Annotated in this window: 17 protein-coding genes; 6 read left to right on the plus strand and 11 right to left on the minus strand. The window is 65.6% G+C overall.

Features of this window, described 5'->3' with window-relative positions; genetic code table 11:
• Window position 1 precedes the first annotated feature (1 nt).
• From fabF to L2Y96_RS14380, 6 genes are all read right to left on the minus strand, one after another.
• Complete coding sequence (gene fabF / locus L2Y96_RS14355) at window positions 2-1,300, minus strand: beta-ketoacyl-ACP synthase II (RefSeq protein WP_247327499.1); 1,299 nt, start codon at window positions 1,298-1,300, stop codon at window positions 2-4.
• Between the two features lie 151 nt (window positions 1,301-1,451).
• Window positions 1,452-1,691 carry an acyl carrier protein gene (acpP, locus tag L2Y96_RS14360; RefSeq protein WP_166698890.1) on the minus strand — a complete coding sequence of 80 codons (240 nt, stop codon included), beginning with the start codon at window positions 1,689-1,691 and terminating at the stop codon, window positions 1,452-1,454.
• 163 nt (window positions 1,692-1,854) lie between these two features.
• The gene (gene fabG / locus L2Y96_RS14365; RefSeq protein WP_247327502.1) at window positions 1,855-2,598 is read right to left on the minus strand and encodes a 3-oxoacyl-ACP reductase FabG; all 744 of its coding nucleotides are present in this window, start codon (window positions 2,596-2,598) and stop codon (window positions 1,855-1,857) included.
• Window positions 2,599-2,628: 30 nt separating this feature from the next.
• Window positions 2,629-3,570, minus strand: a complete 942-nt coding sequence (gene fabD / locus L2Y96_RS14370; RefSeq protein WP_247327505.1) for an ACP S-malonyltransferase — start codon at window positions 3,568-3,570, stop codon at window positions 2,629-2,631.
• A gap of 144 nt (window positions 3,571-3,714) precedes the next feature.
• Complete coding sequence (gene rpmF / locus L2Y96_RS14375; protein WP_139983614.1) at window positions 3,715-3,909, minus strand: 50S ribosomal protein L32; 195 nt, start codon at window positions 3,907-3,909, stop codon at window positions 3,715-3,717.
• An 18-nt stretch (window positions 3,910-3,927) separates the two neighbouring features.
• The gene (locus L2Y96_RS14380; protein ID WP_247327508.1) at window positions 3,928-4,443 is read right to left on the minus strand and encodes a YceD family protein; all 516 of its coding nucleotides are present in this window, start codon (window positions 4,441-4,443) and stop codon (window positions 3,928-3,930) included.
• Window positions 4,444-4,599: 156 nt separating this feature from the next.
• On the opposite strand from L2Y96_RS14380, the gene L2Y96_RS14385 reads away from it, so the two are divergent.
• Entirely contained in the window at window positions 4,600-5,046 is a 447-nt protein-coding gene (locus L2Y96_RS14385) for a hypothetical protein (protein WP_247327517.1), read from the plus strand.
• Window positions 5,047-5,049: 3 nt separating this feature from the next.
• Window positions 5,050-5,631, plus strand: a complete 582-nt coding sequence (locus tag L2Y96_RS14390) for a Maf family protein (protein WP_247327520.1) — start codon at window positions 5,050-5,052, stop codon at window positions 5,629-5,631.
• On the opposite strand, the gene L2Y96_RS14395 is transcribed toward L2Y96_RS14390, so the two are convergent.
• A complete protein-coding gene (locus tag L2Y96_RS14395) occupies window positions 5,599-7,167 on the minus strand; it encodes a glycosyltransferase family 39 protein (RefSeq protein WP_247327523.1) in 1,569 nt (522 codons plus the stop codon). The two genes, L2Y96_RS14390 and L2Y96_RS14395, sit on opposite strands and share 33 nt — an antisense overlap.
• A 65-nt stretch (window positions 7,168-7,232) precedes the next feature.
• Here L2Y96_RS14395 and L2Y96_RS14400 point away from each other — a divergent pair, with 65 nt between their 5' ends.
• Genes L2Y96_RS14400 through L2Y96_RS14415 form a run of 4 tightly spaced genes read left to right on the plus strand, consistent with a single transcriptional unit; the run spans window position 7,233 to window position 11,759 of the window.
• On the plus strand, window positions 7,233-8,174 hold the full coding sequence (locus L2Y96_RS14400) for an AAA family ATPase (protein WP_247327526.1): 942 nt from the start codon (window positions 7,233-7,235) through the stop codon (window positions 8,172-8,174).
• Entirely contained in the window at window positions 8,174-9,130 is a 957-nt protein-coding gene (locus L2Y96_RS14405; RefSeq protein ID WP_247327529.1) for a DUF58 domain-containing protein, read from the plus strand. The genes L2Y96_RS14400 and L2Y96_RS14405 overlap by 1 nt, the downstream gene beginning before the upstream one ends.
• Window positions 9,127-11,124: a transglutaminase TgpA family protein gene (locus L2Y96_RS14410; protein ID WP_247327530.1), complete on the plus strand. Its 1,998-nt coding sequence runs from the start codon at window positions 9,127-9,129 to the stop codon at window positions 11,122-11,124. The genes L2Y96_RS14405 and L2Y96_RS14410 overlap by 4 nt, the downstream gene beginning before the upstream one ends.
• A gap of 41 nt (window positions 11,125-11,165) precedes the next feature.
• Window positions 11,166-11,759 (plus strand): Slp family lipoprotein, encoded by a 594-nt coding sequence (locus L2Y96_RS14415; protein WP_247327533.1) that lies wholly within the window; start codon window positions 11,166-11,168, stop codon window positions 11,757-11,759.
• A 59-nt stretch (window positions 11,760-11,818) separates the two neighbouring features.
• On the opposite strand, the gene L2Y96_RS14420 is transcribed toward L2Y96_RS14415, so the two are convergent.
• From L2Y96_RS14420 to dnaX, 4 genes are read right to left on the minus strand one after another with little or no spacing between them, the layout of a single operon-like run.
• Entirely contained in the window at window positions 11,819-12,163 is a 345-nt protein-coding gene (locus tag L2Y96_RS14420; RefSeq protein WP_247327535.1) for a histidine triad nucleotide-binding protein, read from the minus strand.
• 21 nt (window positions 12,164-12,184) lie between these two features.
• Entirely contained in the window at window positions 12,185-12,787 is a 603-nt protein-coding gene (recR, locus tag L2Y96_RS14425; protein WP_247327537.1) for a recombination mediator RecR, read from the minus strand.
• 17 nt (window positions 12,788-12,804) lie between these two features.
• Entirely contained in the window at window positions 12,805-13,128 is a 324-nt protein-coding gene (locus tag L2Y96_RS14430) for a YbaB/EbfC family nucleoid-associated protein (protein ID WP_247327539.1), read from the minus strand.
• Window positions 13,125-14,801: a DNA polymerase III subunit gamma/tau gene (dnaX, locus tag L2Y96_RS14435; RefSeq protein ID WP_247327541.1), complete on the minus strand. Its 1,677-nt coding sequence runs from the start codon at window positions 14,799-14,801 to the stop codon at window positions 13,125-13,127. The genes L2Y96_RS14430 and dnaX overlap by 4 nt, the downstream gene beginning before the upstream one ends.
• Window positions 14,802-14,834: the final 33 nt, after the last annotated feature.

Raw genomic sequence — 14,834 nt, forward strand, 5'->3', positions numbered from 1 at the left:
ATCAGACGCGACGGAAGATGAGCGTACCGTTGGTGCCACCGAAACCGAACGAGTTGGACATGGCTACCGTGAGGTCGGCCTTTTCCGCCTTGTTCGGCACGAGGTCCATGCCGAGCGCCGCCACTTCCGGATCCACCTCGTTGAGGTTCATGGTCGGCGGCATGATGCCGTCGCGCAGCGCCAGGATCGAGAAGATCGCTTCCACGCCGCCCGCGGCACCCAGCAGGTGACCGGTAACCGACTTGGTGGAGCTGACCGCGAACTGGCCCTTCTTCGTGGCGTGTTCGCCGAACACGTTGCGGATGGCCTTGGCTTCGCCCAGGTCGCCCACCGGCGTGGAGGTACCGTGCGCATTCACGTACTGCACATCCTCGGGCTTGAGGCCTGCGTCGTGCAGCGCGTTGCGCATGGCGAGCTCGGCGCCATCGCCGCTCGGCGAGGTGATGTGGTAAGCGTCGCCGCTCATACCGAAGCCGATGATTTCACCCAGGATCGTGGCACCACGCGCCTTGGCGAACTCGTATTCCTCGAGCATGAGCATGCCCGCGCCGTTCGACAGCAGGAAGCCATCGCGGCCGGTGTCCCACGGACGGCTGGCGTGCGTCGGATCATCGTTGCGGGTGGACATGGCCTTGGCCGAGCAGAAGCCTGCCATGGCCGTCGGCGTGGTGGCGAATTCGGCACCGCCCGCCAGCATCGCGTCGGCATCGCCGTACTGGATAAGGCGCATGGCCATGCCGATATTGTGCGCGGCCGTGGTGCAAGCCGACACCAGGGCGATGTTCGGGCCCTTCAGGCCGTGATAAATCGAAAGATTGCCCGCCACCATGTTGATGATGGAGCTCGGCACGAAGAACGGCGAGACCTTGCGGGGGCCCTTCTCGGCGAGTTCGAGGGCCGTAGCCTCGATGGTGTGGAGGCCACCGATGCCCGCGCCGGCGGCAACGCCGACACGGCCGGCGTTCTCGTCGGTGATGACGAGGCCGGACTGGCGGAACGCATGCGTGCCCGCGACGATGCCGTAGTGGATGAAGGGATCCATCCGCTTGAAGTCTTTGGCGATGGAGCGCTTCTCGTCGTCCGGTGCTTCCGCGCCGGTAAAGTAAGCTTCCACGGGATCGAAATCCGGGACTTCGCCAGCAATCTGCGTGGCGTACTTGGACCAGTCGTTGCCTTCGATGGGCTTGACCGGGCCGATGCCCGACTTGCCTTCGACGACGTTCTTCCAGGCGGTGGCGAGATCATTACCGACCGGCGAGATGATACCCATGCCGGTCACTACCACGCGTCGCTTAGTCATGCACTTGTTCCTTCACTGTGCCCACGCAAAACCATACGCAAGCGCAGGTTTCGATAGGCGGAAACGAAAACTGCGCCATAACGGCGCAGCTTCCATGTCGCTCGGAGATCGACGGGAGGACAAACCCCCGATCGACGACCAGTCAACGTAATCAAGCCTTGACGTGGGCCTTGACGTAGTCGACAGCCTGCTGAACCGTCGTGATCTTCTCGGCTTCTTCGTCCGGGATCTCGCACTCGAACTCTTCTTCAAGAGCCATGACGAGTTCGACGGTATCCAGCGAATCGGCGCCCAGATCGTCCACGAACGAGGCGTTCGCAGTGACTTCATCTTCCTTGACGCCCAGCTGTTCGACGACGATCTTCTTGACGCGTTCTTCGATGGTGCTCATGTCGCTATAACCTCCCGAGGGGAAAAATCCGGCGCATTGTAGTGGCTAAGGTCCATACCCGCCAGCACGTAGCCGTGTCGTAGATAGCACCCGGGCGAGCCCGGGCGCGAAAGGGTGATTGTCTCTCAAAAATGGCCCGGTGGCGACTGCCGGGGCCAACCGGTCAGGGCATGTACATGCCGCCGTTGACGTGCAGGGTCTCACCGGTGATGTACTTCGCTGCCGGCGAGGCCAGGAAAGCCACCGCCTCGGCGATATCACGGCCCTCGCCAAGATGGCCCAGGGCGATGCCCGACAACAGGGCCTCACGCTGCTCTTCCGGCAGGGCGCGGGTCATATCGGTATCGATGAAGCCCGGCGCCACCACGTTCACGGTGATGCCACGCGAACCGATCTCACGGGCCAGCGACTTCGAGAAAGCGATGATGCCGGCCTTGGCGGCCGCGTAGTTGGCCTGGCCGGGATTACCGGTGACACCGACGACCGAGGCGATGCTGATGATGCGGCCCTTGCGCGCCTTCATCATGCCGCGCATCACGGCCTTGGAGGTACGGAATACCGACGTCAGGTTGGTATCCATGATGGCGCTCCAGTCCTCTTCCTTCATGCGCATGAGGAGCTGGTCGCGGGTAATACCTGCGTTATTCACCAGGACGCTGATGGCACCGGAGGCCTTGGCGATCTCGTCCACCAGGGCATCAATGGCTTCCGGGTTGGTCACGTCAAGCACGCGGCCATGGCCGCCGTGCGCGGCGAGCCGCTCACCGATGGCCTTAGCTCCGTTTTCGCTGGTGGCAGTGCCGTACACGGTCGCGCCGTGCTCGGCCAGCAGATCGGCGATGGCGGCGCCAATACCGCGGCTGGCGCCGGTGACCAGGGCGATCTCGCCCTTCAGGGAATGGGTCATGGTTAGGATCCTGCTACAGGGAAAGGGGGATCAGGCCTGCACGGCCGCGTCGAGTTCGGCCGGCGTGCCGATGGCCTTGGCTTCGATCGACTTGTCGATGCGCTTGATGAGGCCAGCCAGGACCTTGCCCGGGCCACATTCGAGGGCCTGGGTGATGCCGTTGGCCGCCAGGACCTGGACGCACTCGGTCCAGCGCACCGGCAGGTACAGCTGGCGCTGCAGGGCGCCACGGATATCGTCGAGCGAGGCATGTACCTTCGCGTCGGCATTCTGGACCACGGGAATGGAGGGCACCTGCCAGTCGATGGCAGCCATCTTCTCGCCAAGCTTGTCGGCGGCATCGCGCATCAGCATGGAGTGCGAGGGCACGGAAACGGCCAGCTTCACAGCCTTCTTCACACCCAGCTCGGCGAGGCGCGCCAGCGCACGATCCACCGCTTCGGCGTGGCCGGCGATCACCAGCTGGCCAGGGGAATTGAAGTTGGCCGGGGCCACGATCTGACCCTGGGCGACTTCCTCGCACACCTGGGCGATCTGGGCATCGTCGCCACCGAGGATGGCGGCCATCGCACCCACACCCGCCGGGACGGCGGCCTGCATGAGGCGGCCACGCTCGGCGACGAGGCCAGCGGCATCCTTCAGCGACAGGGCGCCAGCAGCGACCAGCGCGCTGTATTCGCCGAGGCTATGGCCGGAAAGGTAGGCAGGCAGCGCACCGCCCTGCTTCAGGTAAACGCGCCACACGGCCACGCTGGCGGCCAGCAGGGCCGGCTGCGTGTTCTCGGTGCTGTTGAGCTTTTCTTCGGGGCCGTTCTGGCTGATATCCCACAGATCGACGCCGGCGCCCGCGGAGGCCTCATCAAATGCCGCACGGACCTCGGGATGGACAGCGGCCAGTTCGGCAAGCATGCCGATGGACTGGGACCCCTGGCCGGGGAAAACGATGGCGAGCGAGGCACTGGTCGAGGTCATGCTGGGCGATTCCGGTGGTTCAAACCGCGAATGGTGCCAGCAACCCATGGGCGAATGCACCATTCGCAAGGGTTTGGAGCGCGCCAGAAATGCAAAACGGCGCATCGCTGCGCCGTTTTGCTACATCTTCACCTGGGGTGAAGATCAGTCTTCGACTTCAACCGCACCGCGGGTGTCGATGACCTTCTTGCCACGGTAGAAGCCGTCCTTCGTGACGTGGTGGCGCAGGTGGACTTCACCGCTGGTCGGGTCGGTCGACAGCTGCACACCCTTGAGGGCGTCGTGCGAACGGCGCATGCCGCGGGTGGACGGGGTCTTGCGGCTCTTGGCAACGGCCATGGCGAATCTCCAGCGAAATTACTTAATAAGTCCGCGGAGAGCCGCGAACGGGTTATCGGATGAGTCCTGCGGAGAAGGTTCTTCTTCCTCAGGCGCATTTACGTCTTCAGGCAGCTCCGCGTCCGGGTTCACCGGAACAAGGGGCAACGCCAACAACAGTTCGTCCTCGATCGCGGCCAGCGGATCCAGCTTGCCGTCCTGCTCCAGCAGGAGCGGTTCGTAGCCGGGCGGAAGCGAGGCTTCCTCACGCTCTTCGACGATCAGGCCGAGCACGGCATCAACCTCCACCGGGAGCTTGAACGGCTCCAGGGAACGCTGGCAGACCAGCGTGGGCGAAGCCTTTGCGCGAACGGCCACATAGGCGACACCGAGGTCATCACGACCAAAGTCCAGTTCGTAGGTTACGTCGCCTTCGGGCGAAGCCACCACATCAGCCAGGCGCTTGAACGCCGACAGTGGGAGCTGGCCCTGGAACGAACGCCGCGCACGTACTTCGCGCCAAGCGTCCACGGACGATGGCAGAGTCACGGACATAATCGGGAAATGGTAGGCATCAACATGCCTGAAGTCAACCGGTTAGGTGGAATCAAAAGCTCGGCCCGGCGATTTTGCGAAGCATCCCGGGTTTCGGGCAGACTCGCCGGGAGCGGGAAGTTTGCCGCAACACGCCCAACAGGGGGAAGAGTAAGCGTGTTTTCCTTTGTCTATTATGCACTTATGGTGATCGCAGTCGCGGTCATCGTGCTACTTGGCTGGCTGGTGGCCCACCATCGCCGCCGGCGCCGCCATAGTGCCCTGCAGGACCTGATGGATCAGGCCGACCGCCTTGAGACCGATCTGAAGGACTGCCGGGATCGTCTACAGCGCGCCCATGCCGTGATGCAGTTCAGCCCGGATCAGCCTGCCGTGGGCGAAGTCGAAGCCCAGCAGGCCGTGGATTCCGGACTACGGGCCTTGCTCCAGCAACGGCTGTGGATCCGCGATCGCGCGCCCAGCGCCAGCCAGCGCGAGCTCGACGATGCCGTGAATGCCCTCGTCCGGGCCCGCCACCAGCTCGAACCGCGACTGCAGGCGCTGGATGATGCCCAAACCGCTCTCGACACAGCGGTTCGTGAACATTTCCAGCCGGATCGATAAGCCGTGCCCCAGCCTGACGTCATCCTCGCCTCCACCTCGGCCTACCGCGCCGCCCTCCTCCGCCGACTCCTTGATACCTTCACCCAGGCATCGCCTGGCACCGACGAGGACCCGCTCGAGGGCGAGGCGCCTTCGGCCCGCGCCCTGCGCCTGGCGGAAGCCAAAGCGCGGGCGGTCGCCGTAGCGCACCCCGGCGCCGTCATCATCGGTTCGGACCAGGTCGCCGACCTTGACGGCACGGTGCTGGACAAACCGGGGACGGTACACGCCGCTCACCGGCAGCTCGAGGCGAGTTCGGGCCACGACGTGGTGTTCCACACCGCCGTCTGCGTCATCGATGCGCACGGGGATGCCCATACGCACCTCGATGAAACGCGCGTCACGTTCCGCCACCTGACGCACGACGACATCGTTCGTTACGTCGAACGCGAACGTCCGCTGGATTGCGCAGGCAGTTTCAAGTGCGAAGGGCTCGGCATCACCTTGTTCGAGCGGATCGCCAACGAGGATCCCACCGCGCTCATAGGCCTGCCACTCATCGCTACCTCGCGATTACTGCGCACTGCGGGCATCACCCTGCCCTGACGCCCGCCAGGCATTCATCCAGACCACGCACCCGTCGGCCGGGCCAACGCGGCCCATGCTGGCCTTCGCCCTCGCTTCGTAAAACGCGAAACGACGCCGCCCATCGAACACATCCACCCGCCCCAACGGGCGGATGATATCCACGCGGGCGCACACCGAACCTAGCCAGTCACGCGCATCACGATCACGCAGCGCCGTTTCATCGACGGCAAGGAGCACGGACGCCCCAGCGTGCGCATGCAGCGCCGCTTCATCCAGACCCCAAGCCCGCACCTGTGGCGCACGCCCATGCTTCACGTTAAGCGGGCTGTCGAGCGTATAAACCGTGGACGCCGCGCCGAACGCGAAGCGCAGTTCGGCAGCCAACATGAAGTTGTCGGCAACGAGCAACGTGCCCTCGGCTCGCGGCGGCAAGCCATCTGCCGCATCGCGCCAGCCGACGAAATGCGAGGGAAACGCCTTGGCCTCCGCAAGCACTGACGCACCACGCGGCGAGGCCGCCAGCGCAAGATAGATGAGGCCGGCTGCCAGACCCAGGCCCGCTGTCCCCAAGGCCACGAACGCGAAACGCCGCCAGCGCCCCGACGCACCGGCGAGCACCTGCGGCACGGCTGCGCAGAGCAACACATACGCCGGGAGCGGCCAGTGCGCACGGAAGCGGAGATCATCCGCGAACAGGCCGAGGATGAAATAGGCCACGACAAAGGTGCCCGCCAGGGCGGCGAACACATCGAGCGGCGGCACACGACGTCGCGCCCACGCCTTCCACAGCACCCACAGAAGCAGGACATAAAGAAGCGGCGTGCAGGCGACCGCTTGCTCCAACGGCTGCACGAGCGCATCGGCGTGGAATTGCCACGGATTGCGCTCCACCACCTGGAACGCGAGGCCCGCGCCGCGTGCAGCGAGGTTGTAGATGATGATCGGCAGCAGCCCCAGCGAGGCCACGGCCATGGCCAGCCACAGGCCACGCTGGCGCCACGCCTTGCGGCCACGCGGCATGACGGCAAGGAACACGAGACCCGCAAGCATCGCCATGGCTGCGCGGTAATGGGTTGCCCATGCGAGCGCCAGCCCAAGTCCAAGCACGAGCCAATCACGCCTACGATTTACCTCAAGCGCAGCGACGAGGCCTTGCGTGGCCAGCAGGATGGCGCACGTCAGCGGTACATCGGGTAGCGCCAGCACCCCCAGGCTACCGACGAGCGGCAGCATCAGGGCGAAGGTAGCGGCCTGCCACCCGGCCACGGCGCCGCCCGCGCGCCGGGCCAGCGAGGCGACCTGCCAGGGCACCAGCGCACCCAACACGAGAAACGGAAGGCGCATCGACAGCAGGCCATGCCCGAAAACGGCCTCGGAGGCCCCGATGAGCCACGCCGTGAGCGGAGGCAGGTCGCTATAGCCCCACGCGGGCCGCAAGCTCTCCTGCCAGTAGAAGGCCTCGTCGCCAAAGGGCGATAACGTGGCCGCTATGGCCACCTTGCACGCAAGAACGAAAACGAACAGAACGAGGAATACGCCTCGCCAGCGCCGCATGCGCACCGCTAAACTCGATGGATCATTCATCGACATGGCCAGGCCGGGGGGCACACGCAACGATCATGTCTGCCATTACTCCACTTAACGACGAAATGTTGCGCCACCGGCTCGATGCCGCCCTGGCACAGGTGAACGGCGTGCTGCTCGGCAAGCCGCGCCAGGTGAAGCTGGCCTTCACCTGCCTGGTCGCCGGCGGCCACCTCTTGCTCGAGGACGTGCCGGGCGTGGGCAAGACCACGCTGGCCCATGCCCTGGCCGCCACGTTCGACCTCGAATTCCAGCGCATCCAGTTCACCAGCGACCTGTTGCCATCGGACATTATCGGTGTGAGCGTCTACGAGCGCGAGACCGGCGAGTTCCGTTTCCATCCGGGCCCGATTTTCACCAGCCTGCTGCTCGCCGACGAAATCAATCGCGCGACGCCAAAAACACAGAGCGCGCTGCTCGAGGCGATGGCCGAAGGCCAGGCGACCGTCGACGGAACGACGCATGATTTGCCGAAACCCTTCTTCGTGGTCGCCACGCAGAACCCGCTCGACCTCGCCGGCACCTTCCCGCTGCCGGATTCGCAGCTCGATCGTTTCATGCTTCGGCTATCGCTCGATTACCCCGACCCGGCTGCAGAGCGCGCCCTGCTGATCGGCGAGGATCGCCGCGACATGATGGCCACCTTGCGCCCGCGCCTGGATGTCGAAGCCATCGGCCAGCTGCGTGCCGCCGCGCAAAGCGTCAAGGCGAGCAGCACCCTGCTCGATTATCTGCAGGCACTGCTTGCCGCCAGCCGCAAGCACAGCGAGGTGCGCGTTGGCCTGTCGCCACGCGCGGGCCTCGCCATCCTGGCGGCCTCGCGCGCATGGGCCATGCTGAGCGGCCGCGATCACGTCATCCCCGAGGATGTGCAGACCGTCTTCATCCCTGCGGCAGCGCACCGCCTGGTGCCCGGCCGAGGAAGCCACCGCGAGGCGATCGCCCGCGCCATCCTCGCCGAGACCCCGGTACCCTGATGGCGCATGCCGCACCACGGATGCTGGCGTGGGCGGAACGACGCCTGCCCGCCCTCACCCGGTTACGCCCGCGCGAAGCACTCCCCATCGTGCTGCACAGACGCCGCATCTATATCGTGCCCACGGGTTTTGGCATGGGCTTCGCGATCCTGCTGGGCGTCATGCTGGTTGGCGCGCTCAACTACGCCAACAACGCCGCACTCATGCTGACCTGCCTGCTCGGCGCAGCCACCGCAGGCAGCATGCTTGTCGCCTTTCGCGTCCTGAATGGCCTGATGGTCAGCACGCTGCGTGCCGACACCGCACGCGTGGGCGAGCGCATTCGCGTATCCCTGGACCTGTCGGCGAGCCAGCGCGCGCGCCACGCTGTCCGCATGGATATCGCGGGCACCGAGCATGCGGTCGATGTGCCACCGGGTGGCCCGGCCACCATGGAGTTCGAACTGGATGCGGAACACCGCGGCTGGCTACCGTTACCTCGCATCCGCATCCACACCCGCTGGCCGCTAGGCCTGTTCCGCGCGTGGAGCTGGATCCATCCAGATAGCTCCGTCCTCGTCTATCCGATGCCCGAAGCCATGGGCCCCTCGCCATTCGAGCCACAAGGCGACGCGGACCGCGGACGGCCACGCGTGGGGGACGAACTCGCTGCGCTCCGCGAATACCGTCCGGGTGATCCCCGCCGGCATATCGCGTGGAAATTGAGCGCCCGGCACCACGGGCTACTCGTGAAGGACATGGAACAACCCGCGCCGCAGGAAGACTGGCGGCTCGACTGGGAAAGCGTGCGTGGCCTCGACGACGAATCCCGCATCGCGAGGCTCGCCCGCTGGATCGACGAGGCCCACGACAGCGGCAGGCGCTGGAGCCTGAAGCTGCCTGATGCGTACTTCGACGTAGCCCACGGCGACGAGCACTATCATCGCTGCCTCACGGCACTGGCGCTGCGGCCATGACCGGCTTCCGCCTCTCGATTGCCCCGCGCGTCGATACGGAGCCTCGTCTCGGCGAACGTCCGTTCAACCTGCTGTGCCTGAGCATGGCGTTCGTACTTGCCACGCACGCCATCCACCTGCCCTGGTGGTTCTCCGCCACACTGGCGGCGGTGCTTGGCTGGCGATGGTGGCATCGCCGGCACGGTGGGCAGCCTGTCTCGATGTGGATCAAGCTGCCAGTGGTCGGCCTGCTGCTAGCCGTTGTCATCGCCACCTACGGCACGCTGTTCGGCCGCGAGCCGGGAGCCGCATTCGCCGCGGGCCTGCTGGTGCTGAAAACCCTGGAAACGGAGCATCGCCGCGATGCCCGGGTCGGCGTCGCGTTTGGCGGGTTTGCGCTCATGAGCGCCCTGCTTTTCAACCAATCCCTGATCGCAACCCTCGTGGTCGCCCTTGGCCTGGTCCCTGCGCTGGGGACGCTACGTGCCATCGAAGAACTTTCACCCCCACGTGATGCCTGGCGAGGGGAATTCGCGCCAGCCCTCGTCATGCTGGCCGCGTCCGTCCCACTGGCCGCCTTCGCGTTCTTCTTTATTCCGCGCCTCGAATCGCCACTATGGGGCGCGCCCGCCGCCCAGCGAGCGGTCACGGGGTTGGCCGACACCATGTCACCAGGTGATATGGGCGAACTGCTGGTCGACGACACGCCCGCCCTGCGCATCACCTTCGATGGTCCTGTTCCCACGGGCGAAGGGCGCTACTTCCGCGCTTACACCATGCTCTACTTCGACGGGCGGCAGTGGAGCTCCGGATACGGCGCATTCCCTGCGGCGGCCGATGTGACCGCCGGGACCCCGCGCTTTCGCTACCACGTGACGATGGAACCGACCCAGCAGCGGATCCTGCCAATGCTGGACATGCCCGTTGCCGCTCCCTCGGATGCATCGCTCCAGTACGACCGGACAGCGCTGGCGAATCAGCGCGTGCAATCGACGCACATGTACGATGCCGTCGCCAACGTAGACGCCGTCGTAGACCCCGTGCTGAACCCGGCCCTTCGCCGGGCGGCACTGCAATTACCAGCCACGACGGGCGAGCGAGCGCGCGTGCTCGCCCAGGGCTGGGCAACCGAGTTCAACCATGACCCCCTCGCCATCGCCCGCGCAGCCCTTGGCATGTTCCGCGACGGCGGGTATCGCTACACGCTGGCCCCCGCACCGCTCGGTGCCGACCGGATCGATGATTTTCTTTTCGGCACGCGGGAAGGCTTTTGCGAGTACTACGCCTCTAGCTTCACCTTCCTCATGCGCGCCGCCGGTATCCCCGCGCGCGTCGTGACGGGCTACCAGGGCGGCTATTGGAACAAGCTCGGCTCGTACCTCCTTGTCCGCCGGTCCGATGCGCATGCGTGGACGGAACTGTGGATCGAGGGACGCGGCTGGGTTCGCTTCGACCCCACGGGCGCCGTGCGCCCCGAGCGGGTTAGCCAGGGCGCCGCATCGGCCGCCAATGCCAGTGGTGAAGGCGTATCGTTCTTCGATGGCAGTTGGTTGCGGCCCCTGCGCGACCGGTGGGATGTAGTCAACCAATGGTGGAACCAGGCCGTTAATGGATTCGACGCCCTCCGCCAGCGTGGCATGCTGCAGCCGTTTGGCATCCGGCGTACCGAGATAGGCGACCTCGCCGTCATCTTCGCGGTGGGTTGCACCTTCCTCGTTGCCGCAGCACTGGGCTGGGCTCTGTTCCAGCGACGTGAAGGCGACGCATTGGATGCGTGGATGCACCGGCTACAACGCAAACTTGCGAAGGCCGGCGTGGTGAGGCGTACGGGCGAAGGCCCAAAGCATTTCATGGCAAGGGCAGCACGCTCCCTGCCCACGCATCGAAATGCCTTGGAAAGGTTGAGCGAGCTTTACTTGAGATCACGCTACGCGCACGACGAACCGCCACCTGAACTGGTCAAGCAGTTTCGGCAGCTGGTTAGGGAATTCCGGACGCGCGGCGTGGTCAAATAGGTCATGGCGGCGGTTGTGCCCGTCGCCCCCAGGAGAGTGACATGTCCATGTACAAACCGTTGGCCGTCGCCGCTGCCACCCTTGCGTTGGGCGCCTGCGCCACGGTACCGCAGCCGCTGCAAGGCCAGTTCAACGACGTGACCACCGTCAGTGCCCAGCAGGGTGGCGCACCGGGTGCCAAGGTGCGTTGGGGTGGCGAAATCATCAAGACCGAGCCGGGTCCGCAGCAAACCTGTTTCTTCGTGCTCTCGCAGCCGCTCGACGACGAGGCCCGCCCGACCGCGAGCAAGTCTGAGAGCCAGGGCCGCTTCGTGGCTTGCCGCGACGGCTTCTACGATCCCGAGGTCTTCACTCGTGGCCGCGAAATCACGGTGACTGGCACGCTGCATGGCGCGGTGTCGCAGAAGGTCGGCGATTTCGATTACGCCTACCCGCGTGTCGAGGCCGACGTGGTCTACCTCTGGCCGAAGCGCGTGCCGATCAACCGCTACCCGCCAGGCTTCTACGACCCGTTCTGGGGTCCGGGCTGGGGCCCGGGTTGGGGCCCGTATGGTTACGGCCCGTGGGGCGATCCGTTCTGGTACCGCCCGCGCACCGTGATCATTCGCCCGGCTCCGCCGCCGCGCGCCAGGTAAGCGCCCACGAAAAAGCCCGGCTCACGCCGGGCTTTTTTTTGCGCCACTCCTACAACGGCTTAGCCTGGCGGCCAATGCATCTGGCGACCGGCCAGGAGGTGGACATGGATATGGAAGACCGTCTGGCCACCGTGGCCATTGGTGTTGATGACCGTGCGGTAGCCATCCTTTTCGAGCCCCTGCGCACGCGCATAGGCCGCCGCCGCAAGTAGCAGCTTGCCCAGCAGCTCGGCGTCCCCCGGCACGGCATCGTCCAGCGTGGCGATGGCCCGCTTCGGAATGAAGAGCACATGGACCGGCGCTTGCGGGTTCAGGTCGCGGAACGCCAGCACGTCGTCGTCTTCGTAGACGATATCGGCCGGGATTTCGCGGCGGACGATCTTGGCAAAAATGGTGTCGGTCACTGCCATCTCCTGAAAGGGATTTCAGCCTAGCGATTGCCGGCTGCCAAACGCGTGCGCCAGGGTGCCGCGATCGACGAACTCCAGTTCGCCACCCAGCGGTACGCCGTGGGCGAGACGCGTCGCACGGATACCGGCGGCCTTGGCCAACTGGCCGATGTAGTGGGCCGTGGCTTCGCCCTCGACGGTCGGATTGGTGGCGATGATCATTTCCTCCACCTCTCCTTCGCCCAGGCGCTCGACGAGCAACGGCAGGCCGAGCTCTTCCGGCCCCAGGCCATCGAGGGGCGAGAGCCGGCCCAGCAGCACGAAGTAATGGCCGCGATACCCTGTGGCCTGTTCGATCGCCGCGAGATCCGAAGGCGATTCCACCACGCAAAGGACCTGTCGATCACGGGTCGCGCTGGCGCACACCGTGCACACGGGCGTCTCGCTGAAGTTCCGGCAGCGCGTGCAGTTGCCCACGTCGCGCATGGCGGAATCCAGCGCGGAGGCGAGGCGCAAACCACCCTGCCGCTCACGCTCGAGCAGATGGAAAGCCATGCGCTGCGCGCTCTTGGCGCCGACGCCCGGCAGGCAGCGCAAGGCGTCGATCAGTTCGCCCAACAGGCGGGAACCGTTGCTCATGAAGGTGATGGGTGCTCTTAGAACGGCATCTTGAAGCCAGGCGGCAGGTTCAGACCCGAGGTGACACCCCCGAGACGGCTGCGGCTGACTTCGGCGATCTTGTTGACGGCATCGTTGACGGCGGCGGCAACGAGGTCTTCCGCCATCTCCGGATCATCGGCGAACGCCTGGCGATCGATGTGCACGGCGCGCACTTCGTGGCCGCCCGTCATGGTCACGGTGACGAGGCCGCCACCGGCGCTACCGGTGATTTCCGTCTTCGCCAGTTCTTCCTGCGCGCGCTTCATTTCATCCTGCATGCGCTGGGCCTGCTGCATCAGCTGACCGATTTGACCTTTCATGTTCCTGGCTCCACGGGTTTGATCGATTGGGGAATAACGCGCGCACCGAAGTCGCGCTTGAGCGCCTGGACGAGAGGATCGCTGTCCATCGACGCTTCGGCGGTCGCCTGTGCATCGCTAGCCGCCTGGGCGCGACGCTCGGCGGGCGTACCAAGGTTGCCGCCCTCGGCCACGAAGCGGAACCGCACGCGGCGGCCCAGCGCGTTCGAGACCTTTTCTTCCATCTGGCTAGTCAACGGTTCGACCGCGAGATGCAGGTGCTGCGGCTGTAGCGCCAGCACCATCGCCTCGCCCTCCATGCCACGCAACGTGCAGTTCTGCGCCAGCTGGCCGATGGGACCGCGCAGGTTCGCCCGCTCCACGATGTCATGCCAGTCAGGCAGGCCGTTCGCACCGACCGCGAGGGGACGCGGCGGTGACGGTGGCTGCGCAACCGGTGCGGCCACGGCGGGCGGCGCAGCGGCGGGAGCACGGGCAGCAGGCGCTGGCGGAACCTGGCGCGCGGGCTGGGCGGCGGCCGGCGGCGGTGCCTGTCGCGGCGCCGAAGGCGCGGCAGCCTGCGCGCCACGCGGCGCGGACGGGCCATGGCCGCCTTCTGCCGGCCGGAACGCATGCATGCGTAGCAGGACCATTTCGAAGCCGATCCGCGCATCGGGTGCCATCGGCAGCTCGCGACGGCCGTTGGTGGCGATCTGGTAGTAAAGCTGCACGTCTTCCGGCGCGAGGCGTTCGGCCAGTGCGGCCAGGCCTTCATCGCTTTCTTCGCCGCGATATCCCGGCACGAGCTGCAGCAGTTGCACCCGGTGCAGCACGGTGGCGAGATCGTCGAGGACCCCGCCGAAATCGGGCGAGAACGAGGCGATGCGATCGGCCTCGGCCATGAGCGCGGCGCCGTCGCCGGCAGCCAGCGCATCAAGCACGCCCAACACCTGGCCGCGCTCGACACTGCCCAGCATGGCGCGCACGTCACCGGCGCGCAGCACGCCGCCGCCGTAGGCGATAGCCTGGTCGAGCAACGAAAGCCCATCACGAAGCGAGCCATCCGCACCGTGCGCGAGTTCGGCGATGGCTTCATCGTCGTACTCGATCGCTTCGGCGCCCAGGATGTGCTTCATCTGGCCGGAAATCTGCTCAGGGAGAAGTCGCTTGAGGTTGAATTTGAGGCAGCGCGACAACACCGTCACCGGCAATTTCTGCGGGTCGGTGGTGGCGAGCAAGAATTTCACATGCGGCGGCGGCTCTTCGAGCGTCTTCAGCAACGCATTGAAGGCCGGCTTCGAGAGCATGTGCACCTCATCGACGAGGTAGACCTTAAAGCGGCCCCGCGATGGTGCGTACTGCGCGTTTTCGATGACTTCGCGCACATCGTCCACGCCGGTGTTGCTAGCGGCATCGATCTCGAGAAGATCAACGAAGCGGCCAGCATCGACGGCGGTGCACACGGCGCATTCGCCACACGGATCCGCCGATTCACCGCGCTCGCAATTAAGCGACTTGGCGAAGATACGGGCAATAGTGGTCTTGCCGACGCCGCGCGTACCGGTGAACAGGTAGGCATGGTGCATGCGCCCACTATCGAGCGCATTGGTGAGCGCGCGAACCACGTGTTCCTGGCCCACGAGTTCAGCGAACTTCCGTGGGCGCCACTTGCGTGCGAGAACCTGATAGGACATGCGATCTACCTTGGGGCGACAGTGGATTGTGCC

This window comes from Luteibacter aegosomaticola (assembly GCF_023078475.1).
GTDB lineage: Bacteria > Pseudomonadota > Gammaproteobacteria > Xanthomonadales > Rhodanobacteraceae > Luteibacter > Luteibacter aegosomaticola.